Consider the following 24994-nt stretch of genomic DNA (forward strand, 5'->3'; position numbering starts at 1 on the left):
AATTTTTAAAGAACAGTCAGCTTCTAAGCCGTTTTCGTTACCGTTATTTCGTAACGAGGTGCGCATTATACAGAGGTTTTTTACTTCGTCAACAGCAATTTAAACACTCGTTTCAAATTACTATCAACTCACCCCGCTAAAGGCACTTCCTGATAACTAAACATGTCGTTTCGTTTAAGGAAGCCGCGCATTCTACAGCGATGGGGATTGCGGTCAACCCCCCATTCGCCACTATTACAATTCTGTTACAAATTGATGATTACTTCTTGAAAGCTGCTTTGAGTCGCAACCAGGTTTGCGTCAAGACATTGCCATCCAGATGATAATGCTTATGCAAAGGCTGCTTCACTTCCCAGCTGACTTTAAGCCCCGCCGGGAAGGTGACGAAGTCACCCTTGCCAAAACTCACAGGTGCGCCACCTATTGGGGTGACCACACATTCGCCTTCTAATATATATGCCTGCTCTTGCTCATGGAATGTCCAGTCAAAAACAGACACTTCTTTTTGCCAGGTGGGCCACTTGGCAACACCAAGCTCCTTTAATTGTGTTTCGGCAGGATTATGTTGAACTTGAATTTGCATCTTGCTGCTCCTTAGACTGAAGCGCGCATTTTATAGGAAGCGATGCTGTAGTACGCATGGTTTTCGATAGTAAAATAGAATTTTTACAAAATCAGAGTGCATGATGCGTATCAGCCCGGCGAAGGCGATTGAACTGTTAAAGCGTGGTGAGGTGGTCGCCATCCCTACAGAAACGGTATATGGATTGGCTGCTGATGCGCGCAATGAATCGGCCATTGCCAAAATATATGCGACGAAACAGCGCCCGGCCAATAACCCGCTGATTGTCCATATTGCCAGTACAGTGCAAGTGACTGACTGGGCAAGTGAGTTTCCGCCATTGGCGCAACAACTGGCACAAGCATTCTGGCCAGGACCGTTGACATTAGTATTACCAGCGCGCGCTGAGGTATCGCAAACCGTACGTGCTGGCGAACCAACCGTGGCCTTGCGCGTGCCGGCACACCCTGTGGCGCTTGCCCTGCTACACGACAGCGGCCTGGGGCTGGCTGCCCCGTCTGCCAATAAATATACACAGTTGAGCCCCACCACGGCTGAGCATGTGGAGTCTGGCCTGGGTAATGATATTCCGGTGTTGGATGGCGGTGCCTGCCAGGTGGGGATCGAGTCAACCATTGTCAGCGTGCATGGAGACGAGTGGCAATTATTGCGCCCAGGCATGATAGAGGCCGCAGCGATCGCCGCGATTGCAGGCAAACCGGCCACCCAGCACGCGGCACAAACGCCGAAGGTCCCCGGACAGCATTTGCTGCATTATTCGCCACGCACACCTTGCCTGCTATTTGCGTCAATCCCAGCCATGTTGCGCTATGCCCAAACCAGGCCAGCCGCCGCTGCTTTGTTATTTAGCAATGCTGAACGAGTGACAGATAAAGATGTTTACCTGCCAAATGACCCTGCGCAGGCGGCAGAACAACTCTACGCCGCACTACATACACAGGATGCCGCACAAGCGGAGGTTATCCTGATTGAATCGCCACCCGCCACTCCAGAATGGGACGCCTTGCGTGACCGCTTGCAGCGTGCGGCCTACCATCCACACGACCAAAACGATTGAGTCTGTGAGGCATGACTGGCACAATATGGTGCATATTTATTTATAGCCTCTTATTAGAACAAGATACACACAATGAAAAACACCTATCAACATTTGATGATCGCTGCCGTCTCTGCCTTGTTATTTGGCTGCGCCAGCTTTGAGTTTCCCAGCATGTTTGACAAAGGCACCAAGGAAGTGCCGCGTTACGGCAAAGAAGCTATTCATTACCAATGCGAGAATTATCAGTCTTTTGGCCTGAAACTATCCGCAAACGGTGACGAAGCCTGGGTCATGCTGCCTGACCATGAAATTGGCCTGGCGAGAGATGCGAGTGATAAGCAGCTTTATCACTACGGCACCATGGATTTGCGCCTGAACGGTGAGCAAACCACGCTGGATGACAGCGATCATTTGCATCTCAAAAACTGCAAACCTGCTGAGACCAAAAAGTAAGTAGCTTTTGGCAGAAAAAAAGCCCTGCAAAAGCAGGGCAAATACATCGGAGGGGAAACCGAGTCTGTTAAATGCTGACCAAGCCGCCAAACAGGCCAAGCACGGTGCCTAAAATTGGACCAACCAATGGAATCGCTGACAGCGTACTGACCAGGCCGTTGACAGTACCGCCGGTAGAACCGGTCGCACCGCCCAGCAAACCACCCAACAACGGAATGCCACCCAGCAAACCGGACAGGTCGAAGCCCGCACCGCCAGAAACCGCTTCAACTTCAACCTTTTTCAAGCTTTGAATTGCCATTTACTTCTCCTCATTTGCGTTATTAATGTGCCCTGCCTAACCCATGCAGTCCTTGACGACTGCACCGTTAACCAGCGCCCACCACCACCTTTATTCAAGATAATTCGGGCGGTGACATCTCTGCATACCAGCTACATCACGGCAACATAATATTAACTAAAATTAACAATTACGTAAACAAGTTAATCCATCGTTATATTTAAGGTTCAACAATGGCCCACAAGCCGACATTACCCATATTGGCAGCGAGTTTTAATCTGGCTGCACGTAAGGCCGCCAGCGACTTGATATGCTGCTGCCTGGCACCGGAAACCGCATTTTGCGCATTCAACAACTCAATCATATTGCCCACCCCAGCCTGGTAGCGCCCTTGCGCGACCTTAAATGCCTCTTGCGCGTGACGTATGAGCTCCTCCGTCGCGCGCAGATTTTCACGCTCTGACATCAAGGCGTGATAACTTTTCCAGACCTCCAGTGAGACTTGCTGCATGATGCGATTCAGCTCAGCCACGCGCGTTTGACGCTCAGCCTCGGCAGACTGCACCTGATAACTGCGCGAAAACCCTTCAAATAAAGGCATATTCAGCTGCAAACCTATGGTGGCCGTCGTTGAATAGACATTACTGGCCGGAAAGTTTGCCAGTTGCTGATAACCCATCTGATCCGAACGACTCAATTCAGTATTGAAGTTTAGTGTTGGCAAGCCTTCTGCCCGCACGCCTTTAATATTTTCTTCGGCAGCCAGCACTTTTGCTTTCGCGGCAAGAATAGCCGGATGCGATTCTGTGGCCTGCTGGATCAGCACATCCACCCGGTTAAGAAAATCCGCCTGTTCCAGCGGTTGGCTGCGTTTTAACAGCTGAAACGGGGTATTGGCCATTAAACCCATGGCGGCAGACAAAGTGCCGTGGGCATTTTTTAGGTCGCCTTCGGCTTTAATTCTGTCCAGCCTAGCTTGGGCGTAAGCCGTTTGCGCCTGCAACTGGTCAGTGAGCAAACCCACACCTGCCTTGAATTTGGCCGTCGCTGCGGCGAGGCTCTCCTTGGCCAGTGACTCCGCATCCTCAAAAGCAGTCAAGGTGGCCTGCGTGGTCAAATTGTCAAAATAAGCCTGAGCCGCTGTGATAAACACCTCTTGCAAGGCGGCATCATGCGCAGCATTGGCGGCATTTAACAGGGCCTGCGCCTGCCCCAGCTTGGCAGCGCGCTGTCCCAGGTCCGCTAGCAACCAGCTCAAGCGCAAACTGGCCGTGCGATTGGTGATGTTATTGTCCTGATCGAGCGAAGAAAATAATGAGTTTTCAACGTGATTTCTCACTTTGGCTGCGCCTGCCGTGACATTGACGCGCGGTAAATAATTGGATTTTTGTACCGCCACTTGCGCGGCCTGCGCTTTGGCAATCGACCAGGCCTCCGCGCTACGTGGACTATTACACAAGGCCTGCTCAACCACATCAAGCAGCGTCAGCGGCCGTTGCGGCAAGGCCGCGGCACAGGGGGCTAATTCAGATTCAGCCGCTGTCATTAGCATTTCTTTGGCCGGGCTACCAGCGACGCGCCCCTGAAACTCGGTAAAGTCGGTCAATTGCAATGCCACAGCGCTGAATGGCAATACAACCCCCAACGCCCAACATAATGACAACGCCAGGCGCAGAGATACATTCATGTGCCTGCGACCGCCGTCATATGGACTTTGCCCGCCGCCATCACAATCACGCGCTTGGCTGAAGCGATGGTCTCCGGCCGGTGCGCGATAATCACGCGTGTCATATCGAGCGCTTGTATGGCCTGGTTGACCATCGATTCGCGCGCCACATCCAAGTGGCTGGTCGCTTCGTCCAGGAACAGGATTTTGGGCCTTTTATATAGCGCGCGCGCCAGCAGGATACGTTGTTTTTGCCCGCCAGACAGCGCTGCGCCCATATCGCCGATCAGGGTATTAAAGCCCATGGGCATGGCGACAATTTCTTCGTGTACCGCCGCCTTGCGCGCGCACTCCTCCACCCACGCCAGATCAACCTGCTGATCGAAAAATGCAATATTGTCAGCAATGGAGCCTGCAAACAGCGCATCGTCCTGCATCACCGTACCGACCATATTACGCAGATGCGACAAGCCCAGTTTGGACAACGGTTGCCCGCCCACCAATATCTGCCCTTCTTTAAAGGGGCGCAGCCCGAGCATAATGCTCATCAAGGTCGACTTACCGCAACCGGAAGGGCCGACAATGGCCACCGACTCCCCTTCAGCAATCTCCAGGTCCACACCATCCAGCACCCAGGGCTCGCCATCGGCATAACGGTAACGCAGGCCCTGAATCACAATATTGGCAGGCAAATTCTGAATCTCCTGCTTGCTTATGGTTTCCACGACTTCAGGTTCTTGCTCGGCCAGGGCAATATCCGCCAGGCGCTCGCCTTGCAAATGCAACATACGCATCTCAACCATACGATCAATCAAGCCACTCACGCGCGTCACAAACTGGTCTTTATAGGCAATAAAAGCCAGCAAAACCCCAATCGTGAACGCACCATCCATCACCAGTTTGGCCCCCAGCCAGATAATGAGGATACGTTCCACACCGAACAACAAACCATTCAGCAAACGATACATCACCTGCAACTTTTGCGTACGTAAGTCAGCATTCACTTGCTCGACAAACAAGCCTAACCAGCTATTCCTGCGCTCATCTAATCGCTGAAATAATTTAAGCGCACGCACACCGCGCACGGTTTCAATAAAATGGGTTTGCTGTTTGGCGGCATGCACAATTTGCTCTTCGGTCGCATTGCGCAAGGGCCGAAACCAGGCCCAGCGCCCCAGGCCATACAACAGCATGGCACCGATGGCGATCCAGGCCATGGTCGGGCTATACAAAAACATCATGGCCAAGGTCGCCACCGTCAAGACACCATCCAGGATGGCTTCGACAAAGGTGCTGGTCAGCGTATGCTGGATTTGATCAATAGCGCCAAAGCGCGACACCACATCCCCCAGATGCCGCTTTTCAAAAAAGTCGACCGGCAAGCGGATCAAGTGCGCAAATAAATTGGCCCGCCACTGCACATTGAGCGTAGTAGACATATGCATGATGACCCAGGCGCGCACCGTGCTAATGGCCTGCTGCATAAAAACCAGCAGGCCAAAGCCAAGTGCCAGCGTGGTGAGCAAATCCCGGTCTGCCGACACCAGCGCATGGTCAACGACCCATTGCATATAAAACGGCGACACCAGCGCAAACACCTCCAACGCCAGCGCTAACAGCAACACCTGCCCAAGCGAACGGTAAAGACCGGTGACATGCCCCATCATGTCACGCAATTTCACACTTTGCTTAAAGGTCACCTGCTTGAAACCAGGATTCGGCCACAACTCCAATGCCACGCCAGTGAATGCGGCAGAGACTTCATCAAAGCTCAATTTGCGTATGCCCATGGCCGGGTCATGAATCACCACATGGCGCGCACCCACCTCTTTCAACACCACAAAGTGGTTGAAATTCCAATGCAAAATGCACGGCCGACGCAAATCTTTAAGATCTTCGAGCTCCAGCTTGACCGGGCGCGTGGTAAAACCCACGGCTTGTGCCATGCCCATCAGGTGACTGAGGGTCGTGCCCTTGATTGAGATCAGGAACAATCGGCGCATGGTCGCCAGGTCAGTACGAAAACCATGGTAATTCGACACCATGACCAGGCAGGCCAAGCCACACTCGCTGGCCTCGGTTTGTAGCGTGATGGGCAGTGTACGCCCCAGGCCAAACGACAGCTGACTAAGAAAAGACATGACTCACTTTCATTTCCATGGCTACAGCTTGCCAGTCAAACTGATTAATGGCTCCAGCACCCACTCATACAAGCGCCGACGCTCGAGCATGACGTCAGCATCCAGCAACATGCCTGGCTGCAAAGGCTGCTTGACGCCATAAGCGACGATGGCTTGCTGGTCTAGCGCGACTGAAATACGGTAATAAGGCTCGCTGTTTTGATTATTGCCAGACGGATTGCCCATGGTAAAAATCTCACTGGCTGGCAACGCCGTCCTGGAGACTGACACCACTCGACCGGTGGCCTGGCCAAATTTCTGGTAGGGATACGCCTGGTAACGCAAACGCACCGGCACACCAGGCCGCACAAACCCCACGGCACGGCTGGGCGCAAACAACTGTGCTTCCAGCCTGGCGCCGCGCGGCACAATACTCAGCAGCGGCCGGCTACCTTCAACCGCCGTACCCACACTGGCAACCACTGCCGTTGCCGTGCCGGACTCGGGCGCGCGAATCACCAGGCGACGCTTGGCTTCGCTTTCTGTCAGCTGTTGATTGACACTGGACACACTGCGTTCCAGCTGCGCAATCTGGTTTTGATGTTTGGCACGTACGCTGGACAACTCGTCCTGACGGGCAAGCGCATCGCGTTGCATGCGTACTTGCTCACGCGCCATGGATGCCAGCCGCGAAGACTGCTCTATCCACTCCTCTTGTTTTTGCTGCGTTTGCTCTCGCGAAATATAGTTTTTTTCCAGCAACCCCTGATAGCGCTGATAAGCCTCTTCGCTCAATGTCACGCGCGTCTGCTGCGCTTTATATTGCGCTTCCAGCCGGGTTAACTCTTCTTCAATCCCCAACAAGCGCGACTGCAATGCTTGTTGTTCATCATGCTGTTGCAGCCGGGTTTTGACGATTTCATCCCGCAAGGATTGACGCTGTTGCGCGTGTTGCGCACTGATGGACGCCTGCACTGAGCCCTGCCCATCAGAGTAACGCTCACTGGACAATACAAACAGAATATCGCCTTGTTTGACCAACTGCCCTTCCTGCACTTTTCTTTCAACCACCAGCCCTAATTGCGGCGCATAGACTTTCAGCAAGCCAGTTTCTGGCACCAGTTGCCCCATGACCGTACTGCGCTTGGTGTAAGTCGCACACGCCATAAACAGCACCACCATCAACGCAAAGACAATGGCCAGCCCGGTGAGCAACAGGTAACTGACAGGACGCACCAACAAGATAGTGCCCAGCCAATGGTTTTTTTGTGCGTTGAGCGCGGCGTGACGGAATAAAGGCTGATTGGCCATGACGGTAGATGCCAGTGACGGCGATTACACCTGGTAAATTGAGATAATATTTATTAACAAACCAGCGGATTATAGGGGCCAGGCAAATTCAATGTCAATCTATGTTAAGCAAAACATCGCGCCGACACCATGCAGCGCACATGCTGATTGCAAGGCAGGCGAACAGCACCCTGCGGATAAACCAGCATCATAAATACGCACAAAACATAACAAGCCATTGATTTATATTACTTATTTTTGTGGCACACATTCTGCAATAAGACACTCTGTAACGTGACCTCATCCCACCTGTGCGTGACTGAAGATTACTTATATCCATTGATACATACATGACTAATACAGAGTGAATACATGAAAAACAAACCAACATCTCACCGCCTGCGCCAGATCTCGCTATTAACCAGCCTGGCACTCCTAAGCAACCAGGCATTTGCCGAAGCCACCATACAGCGCAATGACAACCAGTTCATTAATATTGGTATTGCCTCACGCGTCAGCTTTAGCTCGATTAAAGACGCCGCCCCCAGTGGTAAAGACCGTTCTAATGACTTTGAAGTGGAAGAAGCGCGTTTATACACCAACGGCAAACTGCACGAAAACGTCTCGTTTGAATTTAACTTTGCCCGCAATACGGCAGACGACAAAATAGAGTTACTGGATGGTCACCTGGGCCTGGAGTTCAACAATTACGCCAACTTCTGGATTGGCCGCTTTTTGCCAGCCGCCAGCCGCGCTTCTGCCGTTGCGCCCATGTATTCGACCACCTTTGACTTCCCGATTGCCGAGCAAGGCTCTTACCAGTTTGGCGGCCGTGACAATGGCGCCGTGTTCTTTGGTTCAGACAGCAGCAATGCCTTTAAATACTACGTCTCGGCGACCAATGGTCGTCAGGGCGGCTCTAACCAGGCTGACAACCTGTCTTACGCGACGCGTTTGCAATATAACTTCTGGGATACTGAGCCAGGCTTTTACAACCTATCCAGCTACGACGGCAAAAAGTCCATCCTGTCGGTTGGCGGTTCGTATCGCTACCAGAAAGATGGCACCGGCACGATTTTGAATAAAGGCGATTCCAAGTATTGGAACCTGGATGCGCGTCTGGAAAAACCGTTGAGTAATGGCGCCGTGCTTGGCGCGGAGGCCTCATATTACAACTACGATAACGACAATACCGGTGACACCGTATTGCCAGAAGCCAAAGGCTTTTTCATCAACGGCAGCTATACCTTTGCTGACAAAGTGGGCATAGGCAAATTCCAGCCTAAAGTGATTTACCAGGAATTCAACAATGACACCACTGGCCTGGACCGCAAACGCATTGATGTGGGTGTGGGCTATTTAATCGACGGCGACAGCAACAAGCGTATTGATGTGTTCTACTTCAGGGAAAATCGCAACAACTTGCCGGATATTGACGGCATTAAAGCCATTTTCCATGTAGCACACTTCTTCTAAGCCTTTGTTCAGGCAATAAAAAACGGCCTGCAAGGCCGTTTTTTACACTGCTGCAATACTTATTTACCAGCTTTTCTTCTTGCGGCAAAGCCTGCCAGGCCTAAACCAGCCATCAACAAGCCATAAGACTCTGGCTCAGGCACAGTGGTCACGGACAGGTTTTTAACACCCCAGCCCTCATCTCCCAACCCTTGTGGAATGGCGCTGGCATAGCTGAAAGTCAGGTTGTTGCTACCTAACACCAAAGTCACTGGCAGTGTTATGGTCAACGAGCCGCCGTTATTAAAACCGTTGTAGACATAATTTGACACGTAGCTTGCGTCACCTTGAGTAATCGTGATTGGACCACCATCACCGCCCAGGTTAAAGCTCGCGGAAAACACAGCGCTGCCGTTCACTGACAGGGTGAAATAGTCTTCGTAATTGTTATCAGGAAACCCATCCAGCGTTGCGTAACCAATCAGGTCAAATGAAACGGTCGCAGCCGTCGCAGCCGCATTAAATGAATAGTCTACAGCGTCCGGACTACTCAATGCGGTACCATCAAAGTCATAAGCCATGGCCACCGGCGTCATGAAGGACGTGATTGCAATAAATGAAAAAGCACCAGCAAGTTGTTTTAGCATCGAAAGCTCCCAAAATATTTACAGTTAGTTTTATATAATTGCAACAAATATGTTACACAATTTATTACTAAATTGTAACTACCTGAATGGGTCATGCCTTAAGACAGCATTACTTGTACAAAAACCAGCCACGTCGAATGCGTCATACATTAACGGCCACCCAAATAAGAGTCGCTGAGCGCCTGGCTGCTGGCAATCGTCTGTGCATCGCCGTGATGGGTGATATGACCACTCTCCAACACATAAGCATAGTTGGCATAGCGTAATGCCACGGTGGCATTCTGCTCGGCCAGCAGGAAACTCAGGCCTTGCGTCTGCTGTAGCTGATGCACAATCTCAAAAATTTCTTCGACAATCTGTGGTGCCAGGCCCATAGACGGCTCATCGAGCAAAATCAGCTTCGGGTTAGCCATCAGGGCACGGCCGATGGCGACCATCTGCTGTTCGCCGCCTGAGGTATATCCCGCATAGTTTTTGCGCAGCAATTTGAGGCGCGGGAAAAAGGCATAGACCCTTTCCAGATCCTGTGCCAGTGCCTTACTCGATGGCCGGCGGATAAATGCGCCGGTCAGCAGGTTTTCTTCCACGGTTAAATGCCCGAAGCAATGCCTGCCCTCCAGCACCTGCACCAGGCCTTGTGCCACCAACTGGCCTGGTGTGGCTTGGGTGATCTCCTTGCCGCCATAGGCAATCTTGCCTTGCACGATTTCTCCGCGTTGCGCCGGTGCCAGGCCGGAAATCGCTTTCAGGATAGTGCTTTTACCGGCGCCATTGGCACCCAGCAACGCAACAATAGACTGCGGCCCGACTTGCAGTGAAATATGTTTGATGGCAAAAATGACCTTTTCATAGATCACTTCAATATCATCCAGTTGCAACAGCGGCTCACTCGCCAGATTTAATTTTTCATGTGCTTGTGACATCACAATCTCCTCAATTCGATCGCGTCGGCAATCTATGCACAGTGCCCACGGCATCAAACTGCAAATGCACACCGCCTAAGCGATGTGCATGCCTGTTTTAAACGTTGCCAAGCAATTTATTTGGCAGCGACTTCTTCTTTGCTGCAATCACGCGGGGTGATGCCTTTTTCCTTGGCATACTCGTGTGAAGACTTTTCAATAATCGGGCGCAACAACTGGCGGTCAGCCTGTACCCACTCTGAAATCACTTTCCACTTGCTGCCATCCCATTGCTGGAAGCGCACCGCGCCGCCGCCTTCATGGTCGGCGCAACTGAGTTTCAATGGCTGTACCAGGCCCAGGGCACCCAGTTCTTTCAAACGCGCATCATCCAGCTTGATATTCTCAATGCCCCAGCGCACCTCTTCACCGGTCAGTGGACGCTTGCCGAACTTGGCTTGCGCTACACGTACGGCTTCGACGTTGAGGATGCCATTAACCACACCCAGGTTGTAATACACATTGCCGAAACGTTTAGGATCTTGCAGATTGCCTTTACCGGCTTTGATCACATACTGATTGATCCCTTGCAATACCGGGAAGCTGGTACCGGAAGGATGCGTAGTAATTGAGATAAAGCCTTTGGCGGCATTGCCTGCAGGCGCCGCGTCGTCTTCCGAGTTACTCCAGATGTTGCCGATGATATGGTCAGCCGGAAAACCGGTTTTTTGCGCAGTTTTCAACGCCACCGGGTTCATCACACCCCAGCCACGCAAAATCACCCAGTCCGGTTTAATGCGACGAATACTCAGCCATTGTGATTGCTGCTCATTGCCCGGATGCGGCACTTCAAGCAAGGTCAATTCAAAGCCGTATTTCTTGGCCAGCAACTCCAGAATCGGGCTGGTTTCCTTACCATAAGGTGAGCCGTGATACAGCGTGACGATCTTCTTGCCTTTGAGTTTGTCCAGACCACCAGACTGCTGGGCGATGTAGTTCACAATCGCCGACACTTCACTGTAAGGGTTGAGTTGCAGCGGGAAAGCATAAGGAAATACGCTGCCATCGGTGGAGTCGGTACGGCCATGGTTAATGGTGATCAGCGGCAATTTGTCAGCGGTGGAGCGCTCCAGCGTCGCATAGGCAATGCCCACTGACAGCGGGTTGGTCGCTGCGGCCGGCGCGCCATTCAGGCCTTTTTTCAGGCGCTCGTAGCACTCCACGCCTTTTTCTACCACATATTCGGTTTCGCATTCACTCCAGGTGAATTTCACACCATTGACGCCACCGTCTTTGGCATTGACGTATTGCAGGTAGTCAATAAAGCCGCCAAAGAAACCGGATCCCCCTGCCGCATAGGGGCCGATACGGTAACTTTGTAAGGGAAAATATTGCTCATTGGCCGCTTGCACTTGCGTACTCACACTGCTGACCGCCAATCCTAATGCCAGCCACAGCCAGCGATGTTTACCGAGAAATTTCACTCTAAAACTCCTTATTAAAAATATGAAAACAGTTACTAATCGTTTTTAGTTATATAAAAATGTCTAATAGGCACGTTCAACACATAAAAAAATCTCCTTAATGCAATGAACGACCTAGAAACGCAGTGGCCACACGCGCAAGCGTTGCTTGATGGTTTGCCAGACCTTGGCCAAACCATTGGGCTCTTTGATCAGGAAAAAGATAATCAGCGCGCCGAAAATCATCTTCTGAAAATTTTCCAGTTGACCAGGGTCTATCGCCCCCGCCAGCAGGCCGGATGACAGATTGGAAAGCAGGATAGGGAATAACACGATAAACGCTGCGCCGAGGAAATTACCGAGGATGCTGCCCATGCCACCGATAATAATAATGAACAGGATCTGGAATGAGCGCGACAAGTCAAATCCATGTGGTTCAACGGTGCCCAGGTAAGTGAATGCCCACAGCGAACCGGCAATACCGAGGTAAAACGAGCTGATGGCAAACGCCAGCAGTTTTGTTTTTGGCACCGAAATCCCGATGACGGCGGTGGCGGTATCCATATCGCGTACCGCCATCCACTTTCTGCCCAGCTCACCGCTAACGATAGTTTTTGCCAGCAAGCCCAACGCCAGCACCACGGTCAATGTCAGCAAATAGCGGCCCACTGGCGAACTCAAATCGACGCCGAATATGTGTAATGGTGGTGCAGTGATCACGCCGGAAGAGGAGTGATTGGAAAACCAGGGGAAATTGGTAAACACCCACAGCACAAAAAACTGTGCGGCCAAGGTAGAGACAATCAGGTAAAAACCCTTGATGCGCAAACTGGGGAAACCAAACAACAGGCCAACACTGCCTGCAGCCAAACCGCCCACGATCAGGCTGGCCAGCAATGGCAAGCCCTCAATGCGCAAATGCGCGTTGTAGGTGGCAAAAGCACCCACCGCCATAAACGCGGCTGAGCCCAATGACAACTGCCCGGCATAGCCGGTGAGCAGGTTGAGGCCCAAGCCTGCCAGCGACAGCACCAGAAACGGAATGAGGATGGCGCTAAACCAGTAATCATTGCCGATGAAGGGAACAACCAGGAAGGCGAACGCCAGCAACGCCGCAAACGCCCAGCGCTCCTGTTTGAGCCGGAAAAAACGCTTATCCAGCCGGTAATCGGTGATGAACTGTCCAGATTCTTGATACAACATAGTGTCTATACCCACGCCCTGTTTACACTCGTTCAATGGCTTTGTCGCCAAACAGCCCATACGGCCTGACCAGCAGAAACAGCATGGCCAGCATATAAGGGAACCAGTTTTCAATGCCGCCGCCAATGAGCGGGCCGATAAAGACTTCGGCCAATTTTTCAGAGGCGCCGACAATCAGGCCGCCAACGATGGCGCCTTCAATCGAGGTAAAGCCACCAATAATCAACACTGGCAGCGCCTTCAATACAATCAGCGACAGCGAAAATTGCACACCCACACGCGCACCCCACAACATGCCAGCCACCAGGCCGACAAATCCAGCCACCGCCCACACAATGAGCCATAGGCGCTGCAGGTGTATGCCCACCGCCAATGCGGCCAACTGGTCGTCAGCCACGGCACGCAAGGCGATGCCCACCCGGGTTTTATTAAACAAAAGGCCCAGCAACACCACCAAGCCACCAGCAATCGCCGCGGCAAACAAATCAAACTGCGACAGCAAGATGCCAAAAACCTCATACGGCTCATCGTCAATGCCGATATCCAGCGCATGTACTTGTGCGCCCCATACGGCTTGCGCCAGGCCTTCGACGATATAGCTCAAACCCAGTGTGGCCATAAACAAGGTGATGGGCGAGCGATTAACCAGTTTGCGCAAGACCAGCAGCTCTATGAGCCAGGCCAGCACACCCATGGTGATCAGCGTGATCACAAACGCGCCCCAGAAGGGCACACCACGTTCCAGCAAGCTGACAAAGGTCAATGCGGCGAACAGCACCATGGAACCCTGGGCAAAGTTGAATACACCGGAAGCTTTGTAAATCAGCACAAAACCGATCGCCACCAGCGAATACATGACACCGGCCAGCAAGCCACCCGTCAACACCTCAAAAAAGAAACTCATGCTTTATCCTTAAGCGGCCTGGCCGTGTTTGGTACCCAGATAGGCGGCGATGACTTCGGGGTTGACGCGCACTTCGTCCGGCGTGCCGTCACCGATCTTCTTGCCGTAATCAAGCACCACCACATGATCCGACAGCGACATCACCACGCCGATATCATGCTCAATGAGGACAATCGTGGTGCCAAACTCGCGTCGGGTCTCAATAATAAAGCGGCTCATTTCGGCCTTTTCGTCCGCATTCATGCCGGCCATCGGCTCGTCCAGCAGTAATAATTCAGGCTCGGCAGCCAGTGCGCGCGCCAGCTCTACCCGCTTTTGCAAGCCATAGGGCAAGGCGCCGACAATGCTATTGCGCCAGGGCTGCAATTTGAGGAAGGCAATCACCCGTTCTGCTTTTTGACGCTGGCGCAGCGTGTCTGCCGGGGCACGACCCACATTGAACACTTGCTCCAGCCAACTGCTTTTAACTTTGAGGTTGGTACCGGTCAATACGTTATCCAGCACCGACATGCCCTTGAACAAGGCAATGTTCTGAAATGTGCGCGCGACGCCACGCTTGGCCGCCCATTGCGGATGCATGGTGGTGCGCGATTCGCCCTGGTAAGTAATGCGTCCCTCATCGGCTTTGTAAACGCCGTTAATCACATTCAGCAATGAGCTTTTACCGGCGCCATTGGGCCCGATCAGGGCGCAGATTTCGCCCTTCTTCACGGCGAAACTGATGTTGGTGATGGCTTTCACGCCCTTGAACGACAGTGAAATACGGTCCAGGGCAAGTAATGGTGATGCGGCTGTCATAGCGCGGCTCTCAGTGCTTTTAAACCAAAATAGTCTTCAAGCGCATGCTGCTGACGCGGAATCACTTGAATCTGGCTGGTCTGCCATGGCAACTCTTCCGGCCAATCACGCACCTGGATGCCAATGGCCTGGAAAAACTGCGCAGCCTCTGCCGATAACGGCTCCCCCACCAATAAGGGCACCCGTGTACGCCGCAACCCAAGCACATCCTGCAAAGGTAAGATCACCAGCCACTGTGCCAGCGTGGCGAGCACTGGCACGCGTTGTTGCGATAGCCGCAATGCCCACGCCACGAAGGAAAATTGCCAGCTGTTTGGCAGCGGCCAGCGTGACTGTGTCAGTGTATACAGTCGCTGATAGGTCGCCGCAGTCCCCGCCACCAACGTCGGCCCCAATTCGCGCCTGTCGGTATCCCTGGTCGCCAGGTTTTCCGGAAAATTCAACGTAAACCCGGCCAGCAACCAGGGTGACAGCAAATACCTGGCATGACCACTCGCCGCAAACGCACGGGCTGCCAGCGCCTGCTCCTGATCAGTCAACGCTTCATGCGCCACCAGTTGACGGCCATTGTTCAATAGCTCGGCATGGCTTAATTCGCGATATTCCAATTGATACTGCGCACTTAAGCGATAAAAGCGAAAGGCAATATCATTCGCAGCTGCAGTGATAGGTAAATCGGGGATATCTCCTGCCACAACCTGGTCGTAAGCACACAACGCCGGATGCTGGTAAGCCGCCAGGCCACGGGCATCGGCATAAATCACCAGTTGCACATCCGGTTTGGCCTCAAACACCTGATCCACTTGCGCTTGCCCTTCGGCAAACACAAACTTCGGCCGCAGCGTATGCAACAAATCCAGCAACTGTGGTTGCGGATAAGCAGCATCTAGCGGCGCAGAGACACCGCCCAGATAATGCGCAGCTAAAGATAACAACAAGGCCTCTGGCCGCGGCTCACTGAGCAACACCAGCGTATCGCCCTTGCCGAATCCCCTGTGCTGCAAAAAGCGGGCGGCGAGCAATACCGCGCCGTGCACTGACTGCCAGCTACTTTCCTGCCAGATTCCCAGTTGTTTGTGACGAATCGCCACGCCAGCAGGCCGCTGCACTGCCTGCGATGCTAGCCAGTTCGGTAATGTATCAGCGGCCATATGACGATTTCTTTTCAAGATTGATCAAGCAGCTTTGGCCAGTTTCTTGGCTTCCAGCGCACGCACCAGCGGCAACACTTTCTCACCGAAGTAGGCCACTTCTTCCTGAAAGTGCAAAAAGCCGGACAGGATCAGGTCCACGCCCACTGCTTTCAGGGCGACAATACGTTCTGCAATTTGCTGCGGTGTGCCGATCAGGTTGGTTTTAAAGCCATCGTTGTATTGCACCAGGTCCTCAAAGGTCGACTTCGCCCAATTACCCTCTTTCTCCGGGCTGGAGGCACCGGCATTCTTGACCTCATGGCCAAACGCATTGACCGCGTCAGGGTTGGCCTTGGCGATGATCTCTGCCAGTACTGCTTTGGCTTCTTCTTCGGTATCACGCGCAATCACAAAGGCATTGACGCCGATTTTGACCTGGTGATTGTTGGCCGCGGCTTTGGCACGGATATCATCTACCTGCGCCTTGATGCCTTCGACCGTATTACCATTGGTGAAATACCAGTCAGAGACACTGGCCGCCATGTCGCGCGCCGCACGTGAGCTGCCGCCCTGGAAGATTTCAGGATGGGGTTGTTGCAATGGTTTTGGCTTCAGGCTGTAGTTGCTGAAACGGTAAAAGTCGCCACGGTAAGTGAAGTTATCTTGCGTCCAGATACCTTTGAGCGCCTCGATAAACTCTTTGGAACGGCGATAGCGCTCGTCATGATCCAGCCAGTGCTCACCTATGGCAGTGAATTCGCCACGGAACCAGCCAGACACGATATTAACCGCCACACGGCCTTCGGTCAGGATATCAATCGTCGCCAGTTGCTTGGCCGCCAGCACCGGGTTCCACGGACCAGGCAAAATAGCCGCAATCACTTTCAATTTGGTCGTCGCCGCCAGCAAGGCATGCGAAAAAGACACTGACTCATGCTGGAACTCGGCGCCATAGCCCGCCGTAAAACGGATCTGGCTCAAGGCATATTCAAACCCGGCATTCTCGGCAATTTGTGCCAGCCTGCGGTTGTAGTCGATATCCCAGCTGGTGCGCTGTTCGATATTGCTAACCACCAGGCCACCGCTAACGTTAGGCACCCAGTAGGCAAATTTAATATTTTCTGTACTCATCATCGCTCTCCAAATAATGTTCGGCAAATCATCGCGTGGCTTATACCGCCAGCAAACGGTCTTTATTCACAAGCTCTCTATGCTTGAGCAATGGCAAGGCACGCTCCACCGCCAATGCAATACGGGCAGTGACCGCCTCGCTTTTCACCTGATAGTTTTCAAAATCTGCTTCGGTGGCATAGACACCAATCGGCAAGGTCAGCGCCTGGAAGAAGCTGAACAATGGGCGCAGTTCATGATCAATGATCAAGGCATGGCGCTCACTGCCACCGGTCGCCGCCAGTAATACCGGCACATCGACCAAGGCCTCATAATCAACCAGGTCGAACAAGTGTTTGAATAAGCCGGTATAAGACGCGCGGTAGACCGGCGTCGCCACAACGAGCAGGTCAGCCGTTTCAATGGCCTGGATATCTTTTTGCACTTTCACTGGCAGCGCTTTGGGGTCGTAAGAAGCGACCAGACTGCTGCCTATTTCACTTAACTCGATCACATGCAGATCAATAGGCAATTGCTGCCCCAGTTTTTGGGTGATTGCTTCCACCAGTGCAGCGGTTCTGGAAGGCAACTTATAGCTGCCGGAAACGGCAGTGACTTTTAACGGACGGCTCATCATGACTCCTAATTAAGGTTGCTGCTGCCGCTTTGTGTGTTCAATCGCAGGCAGGCCAGCTCACTAATACTATTAGCAGCATCCATGCCAGATTAAATTAATTATAAATATCAAACACTTATGATGTTTTTTGTGATTTTCAACGTGTTGAATTCAGGCTAGTTTTGCTGATGCACTGCTGATATATCAGCAACTTTTCTCAAAATGCAGCAGTCAAGCCGATCTGAAATGACCTGGCAGCAACGTGCAGTTGCTGATTAATCAGCAGGCATTCAGCAGAAAACTGTTTCTATAGAGGCGTGCAAAAACCCACAACCCAACCTTATCTTTTAAATTCAAACACTTAACAAGTGGCATATTAAATGCAATGCAGTAAGGCAACGCGCAGCCGCTTTTTAATGGAAACACTGCGCCTTTATTCCCAACCTTTACTTTGACAAGGATTCAATATGACTGCACATGCAAGCAAGATTGCGCATTTGCCCGAGCACCCGCCGCGCCAACCGGCGCACGTGATCACCAGTGACGCCGAAGCGATTGCCGTGGCCAAACAAGTCGCGAGTGAAATCGCCAAAGAAGCGGCAATACGCGACAAGGAAAGACGCCTGCCGCGCAAGGAACTGGATTTATTCTCCAGCAGCGGCCTGTGGGGCATTACTGTGCCGAAAGAATATGGCGGCGCGTTTGTGTCGAACAAAACCCTGGCTGAAGTCATTGCTACGGTGGCAGAAGCCGATCCCAGCATCGGGCAGATTCCGCAAAACCACTTGTATATGGTGGAAGGCCTGCGCCTGGACGGCACGGATTTCCAGAAAAAGTATTTTTATGAGCTGGTGCTGCAAGGCGTACGCTTTGGCAATGCGTTTTCTGAAATTGGCACCCGTAGTGTCAATGATGTCAAAACCAAACTGACACCTACCAACAGCGGCTACTTCTTAAACGGCAAAAAATTCTATTCTTCTGGCGCTTTGCTGGCTGACTGGGTACCGGTAGTGGCCAAAGATGAGCACGACAATACCGTGGTGGCTTTTGTACCGGCCGGTGCAGAAGGCCTGACGATCATTGATGACTGGTCCAGTTTTGGTCAACGCACGACGGCCAGCGGTACCACCCTGCTGGAAAATATCTTTGTGCCCAGCGAGTATGTGTTGCCACACCATTTGGCATTTGACCGCCCCACTGCCATGGGCCCGGTGGCGCAGATTATCCAGGCCGCGGTAGATACTGGCATTGCGCGCGCCGCGTTCAAGGATACGCTGCATTTTGTTCGTAACCATACCCGCCCGTGGATTGATACTGACCTGGAGCATGGTTACGAAGATCCACATACCATTAAAGACATTGGCGATTTGCAGATTCGCTTGCATGCCACCGAGGCTTTATTGGCTCGCGCCGGCGAGTACATAGACGAAGCCCAGCGCAACCCGAATGAAGACACCGTGGCAGAAGCCTCCATTGCCGTGGCAGAAGCCAAGGTATTGAGTACCGAAACCGCGCTGCTGGCAGGTAGCAAACTGTTTGAACTGGCCGGTACACGTTCTACGCTGGGTGAGTACAACCTGGACCGCCACTGGCGCAATGCCCGTACCCATACGCTGCATGACCCGGTACGCTGGAAATATCATGCCGTGGGCAATTACAGCCTGAACCAGGTCAAACCGCCTCGTCATCCGTGGATTTAAGCATAGACTTAAACTAGCTACAGTAAAAACAAAGCCCTCGCATGAGGGCTTTGTTGTATTGATCAATCGTTGATTTAACCGCTATACACCATGGCTGCATCGAGCAATGTGCTTTGTTGCCTAACAGGGCGCACAGGCTGGCGTGGATAGGCCACCTGCAATTGCCGCTCACGGTAAACAATCATATCGGCAATCGTAATCATCTTTAAGCCGTGCTGTTTGGCAAAGCGCAGCAAGTCTGGGCGCCTGGCCATGCTGCCATCGTCATTGACGATTTCGCACAACACCCCCACCGGTTGCAAACCGGCCATCGCGGCCAGGTCATGCGCAGCTTCGGTATGCCCTGGCCGCTCCAGCACGCCACCCAAGCGAGCACGCAAGGGGAAAATATGCCCGGGCCGATGAAAGTCGCTGGCCTGGCTGGACGGGTCTGCCAATGCCCGCAAAGTCAGTGCACGGTCAGCGGCGGAAATACCACTGGTGGTACCATATTTGTAATCGACACTGACGGTAAACGCTGTCCTGAATGGGTCGGCGTTATGCGTCACCATTTGTGGTAAATCCAGCGCCTGTAAACGTGGCGCGGACATGCCCACGCAGACCAGGCCGCTACTATTCCTGACCAGAAACGCCATTTTTTCGGTGGTAATTTTTTCAGCGGCAATAATCAGATCACCTTCATTTTCACGGTCGGTATCATCCACCACAATCACAAACTCGCCATTGGCGATGGCCTCGACCGCATCGGTGACTGCATCAAACTGTTCTGTTTTTTGTAACATGCTGCTTTCCTTTAAATCCTAAACGCTGAGGTTTAATAACCGTGCGGCATTCTGATAAAACACTTTTTCCAGCACCGCATCTTTAAAGCCCAATGCGGCAAAGTCATCTATGGTTTGCTTCATCGGCCTGAAAGGATAAGAGGTGCCGAACAGTAACTGATCTCCCAGAAACTGGTTCGCCGCCTGTACATATAATTCGGCGCCAGGCTGGAAAATATACATATCGGGCACCAGGTACAGGTTTGGATAACGGAACGCCGCACCGACAATTTCATTCACATACGGGTAATAACCGTGGAAACAAATAATGTTGAGGTTGGGGTATTTCCTGGCCAGCCTGGCCACCGCGTTCGGGTGCGCGTAGTCCAGGTCTGGCGTGGTGGGGCCGGACATCACGCACACGGGTACGCCATGCTGCTGGCAAGCCTCGTAGACCGGGTTAAAAATGAGGTCATCGACCTGGCGTGCCGGTTTGCCAAAGCCGGGTTCGATATTAATGGCCTTGAAACCGTAATGGTTGACGGCTTTTTCAATGGCGGCCAAGGCACTGTCTATGCCACGGCTTTCAATATCCACCGAACCCAGGCCCACCAGTTTGGGACTGTGTTTGACCAGGTCGGCAATCTGCTGGTCATCTATGGTCAGGTCTGGCGTCTCACGCCCCACCACCACGGCAAAATCAATCCCGGCCTGGTCGATCTCCTGCAAATAGCCTTCTACCGTATATGAGCGGCGAAAATGCTCGGGTTCAAGCGAACCCACACGCTGGTTGAGCCATTTAGCAGTGTCATAAGCAGGGGTGTTGGGCGTAGCGCCAAAAAAGTCATGCAGAAACGCAGGACGGTTGCGTAGATCGATAATTTTTTGTTTCATAAACTTTCTTTAGTATGCGTTAGGCGTAGAAACTCGGTGTGGGGTACTGACCGTTAAGTGCCCAATCCCCTAAATCCTTGAGTTTGTAATCCACCGGGTCATGCAGGGTATACACGCGCAAATTGCGCCAGAAGCGGTCCATGCGCAGCTTGGCAGTGGTGGCCCGGGCGCCTGCCACTTCAAACACGCGCGTAGTGACATCCAGCCCGGCACGCGTCGCGTTGACCTTGGCCGAGAACACCGCCAAGGCCAGTTCGCCACGGGTCAACTCATCCAGGCCCAAAGTTTGCTGCCAGGCGTGATCGAGTAAGCCTGCCGCATGATCTGCCAGCACGGCCGACGCATGCAAGCTGGCCCAGAACTCGCCGTAATGCAGCAAGGTAAACGGGTCTTCGTGTATGGTCTGTGCCAGTGAGCCTGACCAGACCCGGCTGCTGCTACGCGTATATTTCGCACCTTCTGCCAGCGCGCCTTCGGCAATGCCGAGATAAATATTGGTAAAAATCAGTTGCGCTACCAACGAACGCAGGCTGGCAAATGGCGAGCTCAACGGGCCAGGGTTCATCAGCAATTCGCTGTCTTCCACCCGCAGCTGGTTAAATTCAGCGCTGCCACTGTCTGTCTGCCGTTGGCCGATATTGTCCCAATCACCATTGAGCTGGATGCCGCTACGATCAGTCGGCACCGCGGCCACCAGAAACTTGCCTGTGCCTTCTTCAATGGCCGACACAATCAGGTAGTCAGAATCCATAGAACCGGAGCAAAAGCTCTTTTGCCCGGTAAACACATAGCCAGCCGCCGCTTTACGTGCCACGGTGCGGTTATCCAAAGGGTTCAATGCATTGCCCCACCACAGGTTTTGCGCGGCAGTCAGCTTGAAATAGTGCTGCCATTGCACCTCACTACCGTATAGGCGAATCGAGGTCAGCATCAAAAACTGGAACGCGAGTACCTGGGCGATTGAGCTATCCACACGCGCGATCTGGCGAATAATGCTGTAGATTTCCTGCCAGCTGCCGCCTAGGCCGCCATAGGTTTTCGGTATCAGCAACTTCAACAGCCCGCTATCCCGTACCGCCTGACGCTGTTCATACGGTGTACCGCCTGCGGCATCGCGCTCAATCGCGGTTTCTGCCAGATAGTCGCAAAGCTGTTTGGCCCGCTCGCGTGGCGTGCCGCCAAACACAATGCCATGTGATGCCTCAACGTCGTCCAGGCGTGAATTCAGTGCCAGAGTCATCATCCCTCCTATGCCGCATGCTTGACCGGTTTGGCCGCACCAAACGGCCCCGTCATATTGGTATTGATACTGACTTCGGCGCTGGCCTGCTGGTGAACAGGCAATAAGGGAAACAGCAATTCAGCCACGCGATAAGACTCCTCCAGGTGCGGATAGCCAGAGAAAATAAAATAATCAATGCCCAGTGCCTGATATTCTTTAATCCTGTCAGCCACCTCTTGTGGATTACCCACCAGCGCCGTGCCCGCCCCGCCCCGCACCAGCCCTACCCCAGCCCACAAGTTGGGTGAGACCTCGAGTTTGTCACGCCGGCCATGGTGTAACTCGGTCATCCGTTTTTGCGCCACCGAATCAAAATTGGCGACGGCTGCCTGTGCCGCAGCAATGGTGTCATCGGTAACATGCGAAATCAGTTCGTCAGCCGCTTGCCAGGCTTGTTCGCTGGTCTCGCGCACAATCACATGCAAGCGGATACCAAAACGGATGCTACGGCCTTGTGCTGCAGCCGCCGCACGAATGACCCTGATTTTTTCGGCCACAGCTGCTGGCGGCTCACCCCAGGTCAAATGCACATCAATATGCTTGCTACTGAGCTGAATCGCCGCCTCAGAGGCCCCGCCAATAAACAGCGGCGGATAAGGCTTTTGCAGGCTGCCGGTCGGTAAACTCGCACCTTTGACGCGTAAATACTCGCCTTCATAATCGACGGCGTCTTCAGTCAATACCGACCGCCAGATAGACAGGAATTCTTCTGCCTCGACATAGCGGGCATCATGATCCAGGAAGCTGCCTTCCGCCTGCTGCTCTACCGGGTCACCGCCCGCCACCACATTAATCAGCAAACGCCCGCCGGAAATGCGATCCAGCGTCGATGCCATGCGCGCAGATACCACCGGTGAAATAAAGCCGGGCCGCGTCGCGACCAAAAATTTGAGCTGTCTGGTTTCATTGATCAAGGCCGAGGAAATCACCCAGGCATCCTCGCAAGAGCGCCCGGAGGGCACCAGCACCCCGCCGTAACCCAGGCGGTCTGCTGCCTGTGCAATCTGCTTTAAATAAGAGAGTGTTGCCGGTCTGGCACCTGTGCTGGTGCCAAGATAACGCTGGTCACCGTGCGTGGGTAAAAACCAGAATATTTCCATGTTGTGTGTTTCCTTCTATTCATGCTGCATACATGGAAAGCCTAGTGCAAAGAGCATGCCACAAATAAAAATCATTAGATTCAGTCACTTACAAAGACACCGAATGCTGTTGCTGAATAATCAGCATATTTTCTGCGGGTGCTGCTGTATCAGCAGCATGTGTGCTGATTATTCAGCAACAGGGTGACGGAGATCGCTGTCCGGCAAAAAACGATGCGGCCGGAAAACCATTCAACATTTTCTCAACCATATGATTTATAAGAATTATTTTTACATTTATCCGGCAATTGATGCCATAGAAGTAGTGATTCACGGCCCCTGCCGGAGTTGGCACAAATCCTGCTGAACTATTAAGCATATGCAACCAGATGGATATTACTTTTGAATATAAATACTTTTGCAATTCCGCCAACGGCACGCCTCAATGAAGGCCAGCATGCATTGGCGGTAGCCAAGCAACTGGCAGAATCGTTTTCGCTGACCGCCGTGGAACGGGATCATCAGGGCGGTACGCCAAAACTGGAACGGGATGCGATCCGCAACAGCGGCCTGCTGTCATTGATCATCCCACGCCAGTACGGCGGCTACGGCGCCAACTGGCAAGAGACGCTGCAAGTGGTCAGAGAGTTTGCCAAAGTAGACAGCTCGATTGCGCATGTCTATGGCTTTCAACATCTGATGCTGGCAACGGTACGCCTCTTCTCCCGGCCCGACCAATGGGAGCGCTGGTACGAGCAAACCGCGCAATCCAACTGGTTTTGGGGCAATGCGCTCAATCCGCTGGATGAGCGTACGCTGTGCAAAAGTTATGACCATTGGCATGAATTCTCAGGCAAAAAAAGCTTTTGCTCGGGCGCCATGGACTCCGAGATGCTGATTGCTTCTGCCATTAAAAAGACGGATGGTCAGCTGGTGATTGCCGCCATCCCGACCCTGCGTACCGGCGTGACCATCCTCGATGACTGGGACAATATCGGCCAACGCCAAACCGACAGCGGCAGCGTGAACTTTGAAAAAGTCAGGGTGGAAGAAAACGAGCTACTCACCGAGCCCGGGCCACTCAGCAATCCGTTTGCCTGCTTGCGGCCGCTGATCGCGCAACTCATATTGACCAATATCTACCTCGGTATTGCCGAAGGCGCTTTTAACGACGCGCAACACTACACCTTGCGCGAAGCCCGGCCATGGAAGAATGCCAATGTTGATATCACCAGCCAGGACCCTTACATCCTCGCCCATTACGGCGAATTTTGGGTCGGCCTGGAAGCAACGCGTGCACTGACTAATCAGGCGGCAGAAAAACTGGATATCGCCTGGGCCAAGGGTCTGGCTCTCACCGAGGAAGATCGCGGCTTGCTGGCAACCAGTATCAGTGCCGCCAAGGTCCTGGCAACCCGCACCGGGCTGGACATCACCAGCCGGATGTTTGAAGTGGCAGGCTCCCGCGCCACGCATGCCGGACTGCGGCTGGACCGGCACTGGCGCAACTTGAGAACGCATACGCTGCACGATCCACTAGATTACAAAATTAAGGAGCTGGGTGAATGGGCGCTGACCGGTAGCTTCCCTAACCCTACATTTTACTCATGAATATT

23 protein-coding genes are annotated in these 24994 nt (G+C 52.9%); 5 read left to right on the forward strand and 18 right to left on the reverse strand.

Annotation, left to right across the window (positions count from 1 at the left end; genetic code table 11):
- Positions 1-259: 259 nt before the first annotated feature.
- On the reverse strand, positions 260-583 hold the full coding sequence (locus OH31_RS06615) for a cupin domain-containing protein (protein WP_019880596.1): 324 nt from the start codon (positions 581-583) through the stop codon (positions 260-262).
- A 100-nt stretch (positions 584-683) separates the two neighbouring features.
- On the opposite strand from OH31_RS06615, the gene OH31_RS06620 reads away from it, so the two are divergent.
- Together OH31_RS06620 and OH31_RS06625 are read left to right on the forward strand one after the other, a co-directional pair.
- Positions 684-1640, forward strand: a complete 957-nt coding sequence (locus tag OH31_RS06620; RefSeq protein WP_036298844.1) for an L-threonylcarbamoyladenylate synthase — start codon at positions 684-686, stop codon at positions 1638-1640.
- Positions 1641-1712: 72 nt separating this feature from the next.
- Positions 1713-2075, forward strand: coding sequence for a hypothetical protein (locus OH31_RS06625; protein WP_019880599.1), 363 nt, complete (start codon positions 1713-1715; stop codon positions 2073-2075).
- Positions 2076-2142: 67 nt separating this feature from the next.
- On the opposite strand, the gene OH31_RS06630 is transcribed toward OH31_RS06625, so the two are convergent.
- The 4 genes from OH31_RS06630 to OH31_RS06645 form a co-directional block, all read right to left on the reverse strand.
- The gene (locus OH31_RS06630) at positions 2143-2376 is read right to left on the reverse strand and encodes a hypothetical protein (RefSeq protein ID WP_024930103.1); all 234 of its coding nucleotides are present in this window, start codon (positions 2374-2376) and stop codon (positions 2143-2145) included.
- 199 nt (positions 2377-2575) lie between these two features.
- On the reverse strand, positions 2576-4042 hold the full coding sequence (locus tag OH31_RS06635; protein ID WP_036298847.1) for a TolC family protein: 1467 nt from the start codon (positions 4040-4042) through the stop codon (positions 2576-2578).
- Positions 4039-6162 carry a peptidase domain-containing ABC transporter gene (locus tag OH31_RS06640; protein WP_024930105.1) on the reverse strand — a complete coding sequence of 708 codons (2124 nt, stop codon included), beginning with the start codon at positions 6160-6162 and terminating at the stop codon, positions 4039-4041. Before OH31_RS06640 ends, OH31_RS06635 begins: the two co-directional genes overlap by 4 nt.
- 21 nt (positions 6163-6183) lie before the next feature.
- Positions 6184-7452 (reverse strand): HlyD family secretion protein, encoded by a 1269-nt coding sequence (locus OH31_RS06645; protein ID WP_024930106.1) that lies wholly within the window; start codon positions 7450-7452, stop codon positions 6184-6186.
- Positions 7453-7803: 351 nt separating this feature from the next.
- On the opposite strand from OH31_RS06645, the gene OH31_RS06650 reads away from it, so the two are divergent.
- Complete coding sequence (locus tag OH31_RS06650) at positions 7804-8907, forward strand: porin (RefSeq protein WP_024930107.1); 1104 nt, start codon at positions 7804-7806, stop codon at positions 8905-8907.
- 59 nt (positions 8908-8966) lie between these two features.
- Here the strand turns inward: OH31_RS06650 and OH31_RS06655 are convergent, their stop codons facing one another.
- The 9 genes from OH31_RS06655 to msuE all read right to left on the reverse strand — a co-directional run bounded on the left by OH31_RS06655 (position 8967) and on the right by msuE (position 17683).
- Positions 8967-9533: a PEP-CTERM sorting domain-containing protein gene (locus OH31_RS06655; protein ID WP_024930108.1), complete on the reverse strand. Its 567-nt coding sequence runs from the start codon at positions 9531-9533 to the stop codon at positions 8967-8969.
- A 149-nt stretch (positions 9534-9682) separates the two neighbouring features.
- On the reverse strand, positions 9683-10456 hold the full coding sequence (locus OH31_RS06660; protein WP_036298850.1) for an ABC transporter ATP-binding protein: 774 nt from the start codon (positions 10454-10456) through the stop codon (positions 9683-9685).
- A gap of 116 nt (positions 10457-10572) precedes the next feature.
- Entirely contained in the window at positions 10573-11919 is a 1347-nt protein-coding gene (locus OH31_RS06665) for an ABC transporter substrate-binding protein (RefSeq protein ID WP_024930110.1), read from the reverse strand.
- A 114-nt stretch (positions 11920-12033) separates the two neighbouring features.
- Positions 12034-13101: a branched-chain amino acid ABC transporter permease gene (locus OH31_RS06670; RefSeq protein WP_024930111.1), complete on the reverse strand. Its 1068-nt coding sequence runs from the start codon at positions 13099-13101 to the stop codon at positions 12034-12036.
- Between the two features lie 22 nt (positions 13102-13123).
- On the reverse strand, positions 13124-14005 hold the full coding sequence (locus OH31_RS06675; protein ID WP_019880611.1) for a branched-chain amino acid ABC transporter permease: 882 nt from the start codon (positions 14003-14005) through the stop codon (positions 13124-13126).
- A 9-nt stretch (positions 14006-14014) separates the two neighbouring features.
- Positions 14015-14803 carry an ABC transporter ATP-binding protein gene (locus tag OH31_RS06680; RefSeq protein WP_024930112.1) on the reverse strand — a complete coding sequence of 263 codons (789 nt, stop codon included), beginning with the start codon at positions 14801-14803 and terminating at the stop codon, positions 14015-14017.
- Complete coding sequence (locus tag OH31_RS06685; protein WP_024930113.1) at positions 14800-15954, reverse strand: AMP-binding protein; 1155 nt, start codon at positions 15952-15954, stop codon at positions 14800-14802. The genes OH31_RS06680 and OH31_RS06685 overlap by 4 nt, the downstream gene beginning before the upstream one ends.
- 24 nt (positions 15955-15978) lie before the next feature.
- Entirely contained in the window at positions 15979-17067 is a 1089-nt protein-coding gene (sfnG, locus tag OH31_RS06690; protein WP_024930114.1) for a dimethylsulfone monooxygenase SfnG, read from the reverse strand.
- A 40-nt stretch (positions 17068-17107) separates the two neighbouring features.
- Positions 17108-17683 carry an FMN reductase gene (gene msuE / locus OH31_RS06695; RefSeq protein ID WP_242402219.1) on the reverse strand — a complete coding sequence of 192 codons (576 nt, stop codon included), beginning with the start codon at positions 17681-17683 and terminating at the stop codon, positions 17108-17110.
- Positions 17684-18129: 446 nt separating this feature from the next.
- On the opposite strand from msuE, the gene OH31_RS06700 reads away from it, so the two are divergent.
- Positions 18130-19362, forward strand: coding sequence for an SfnB family sulfur acquisition oxidoreductase (locus OH31_RS06700; RefSeq protein WP_019880616.1), 1233 nt, complete (start codon positions 18130-18132; stop codon positions 19360-19362).
- A 74-nt stretch (positions 19363-19436) separates the two neighbouring features.
- Here the strand turns inward: OH31_RS06700 and ribB are convergent, their stop codons facing one another.
- Genes ribB through ssuD form a run of 4 tightly spaced genes read right to left on the reverse strand, consistent with a single transcriptional unit; the run spans position 19437 to position 23399 of the window.
- Entirely contained in the window at positions 19437-20144 is a 708-nt protein-coding gene (gene ribB / locus OH31_RS06705) for a 3,4-dihydroxy-2-butanone-4-phosphate synthase (protein WP_024930116.1), read from the reverse strand.
- Positions 20145-20162: 18 nt separating this feature from the next.
- A complete protein-coding gene (locus OH31_RS06710) occupies positions 20163-21017 on the reverse strand; it encodes an amidohydrolase family protein (RefSeq protein ID WP_024930117.1) in 855 nt (284 codons plus the stop codon).
- A 19-nt stretch (positions 21018-21036) separates the two neighbouring features.
- Positions 21037-22257, reverse strand: a complete 1221-nt coding sequence (locus OH31_RS06715; protein ID WP_036298853.1) for an acyl-CoA dehydrogenase family protein — start codon at positions 22255-22257, stop codon at positions 21037-21039.
- 8 nt (positions 22258-22265) lie between these two features.
- Positions 22266-23399 carry an FMNH2-dependent alkanesulfonate monooxygenase gene (gene ssuD / locus OH31_RS06720; RefSeq protein ID WP_024930119.1) on the reverse strand — a complete coding sequence of 378 codons (1134 nt, stop codon included), beginning with the start codon at positions 23397-23399 and terminating at the stop codon, positions 22266-22268.
- 381 nt (positions 23400-23780) lie between these two features.
- Between ssuD and OH31_RS06725 the strand changes: the two genes are divergently transcribed.
- Positions 23781-24989, forward strand: a complete 1209-nt coding sequence (locus tag OH31_RS06725; protein ID WP_019880623.1) for an acyl-CoA dehydrogenase family protein — start codon at positions 23781-23783, stop codon at positions 24987-24989.
- Positions 24990-24994: the final 5 nt, after the last annotated feature.

The sequence above is a fragment of the Methylophilus sp. OH31 genome, assembly GCF_000576615.1.
In the GTDB taxonomy this organism is placed as follows: Bacteria; Pseudomonadota; Gammaproteobacteria; order Burkholderiales; family Methylophilaceae; genus Methylophilus.

Coding starts and splice junctions, on each gene's coding strand:
- OH31_RS06660 (WP_036298850.1), bottom strand. CDS start 10,456: ATGTCACAAGCACATGAAAAATTAAATCTGGCGAGTGAGCCGCTGTTG.
- OH31_RS06685 (WP_024930113.1), bottom strand. CDS start 15,954: ATGGCCGCTGATACATTACCGAACTGGCTAGCATCGCAGGCAGTGCAG.
- OH31_RS06675 (WP_019880611.1), bottom strand. CDS start 14,005: ATGAGTTTCTTTTTTGAGGTGTTGACGGGTGGCTTGCTGGCCGGTGTC.
- OH31_RS06715 (WP_036298853.1), bottom strand. CDS start 22,257: ATGACTCTGGCACTGAATTCACGCCTGGACGACGTTGAGGCATCACAT.
- OH31_RS06625 (WP_019880599.1), top strand. CDS start 1,713: ATGAAAAACACCTATCAACATTTGATGATCGCTGCCGTCTCTGCCTTG.
- OH31_RS06645 (WP_024930106.1), bottom strand. CDS start 7,452: ATGGCCAATCAGCCTTTATTCCGTCACGCCGCGCTCAACGCACAAAAA.
- OH31_RS06650 (WP_024930107.1), top strand. CDS start 7,804: ATGAAAAACAAACCAACATCTCACCGCCTGCGCCAGATCTCGCTATTA.
- OH31_RS06655 (WP_024930108.1), bottom strand. CDS start 9,533: ATGCTAAAACAACTTGCTGGTGCTTTTTCATTTATTGCAATCACGTCC.
- OH31_RS06615 (WP_019880596.1), bottom strand. CDS start 583: ATGCAAATTCAAGTTCAACATAATCCTGCCGAAACACAATTAAAGGAG.
- msuE (WP_242402219.1), bottom strand. CDS start 17,683: ATGATGAGCCGTCCGTTAAAAGTCACTGCCGTTTCCGGCAGCTATAAG.
- ssuD (WP_024930119.1), bottom strand. CDS start 23,399: ATGGAAATATTCTGGTTTTTACCCACGCACGGTGACCAGCGTTATCTT.
- OH31_RS06710 (WP_024930117.1), bottom strand. CDS start 21,017: ATGAAACAAAAAATTATCGATCTACGCAACCGTCCTGCGTTTCTGCAT.
- ribB (WP_024930116.1), bottom strand. CDS start 20,144: ATGTTACAAAAAACAGAACAGTTTGATGCAGTCACCGATGCGGTCGAG.
- OH31_RS06680 (WP_024930112.1), bottom strand. CDS start 14,803: ATGACAGCCGCATCACCATTACTTGCCCTGGACCGTATTTCACTGTCG.
- OH31_RS06630 (WP_024930103.1), bottom strand. CDS start 2,376: ATGGCAATTCAAAGCTTGAAAAAGGTTGAAGTTGAAGCGGTTTCTGGC.
- OH31_RS06700 (WP_019880616.1), top strand. CDS start 18,130: ATGACTGCACATGCAAGCAAGATTGCGCATTTGCCCGAGCACCCGCCG.
- OH31_RS06635 (WP_036298847.1), bottom strand. CDS start 4,042: ATGAATGTATCTCTGCGCCTGGCGTTGTCATTATGTTGGGCGTTGGGG.
- OH31_RS06640 (WP_024930105.1), bottom strand. CDS start 6,162: ATGTCTTTTCTTAGTCAGCTGTCGTTTGGCCTGGGGCGTACACTGCCC.
- sfnG (WP_024930114.1), bottom strand. CDS start 17,067: ATGAGTACAGAAAATATTAAATTTGCCTACTGGGTGCCTAACGTTAGC.
- OH31_RS06670 (WP_024930111.1), bottom strand. CDS start 13,101: ATGTTGTATCAAGAATCTGGACAGTTCATCACCGATTACCGGCTGGAT.
- OH31_RS06620 (WP_036298844.1), top strand. CDS start 684: ATGATGCGTATCAGCCCGGCGAAGGCGATTGAACTGTTAAAGCGTGGT.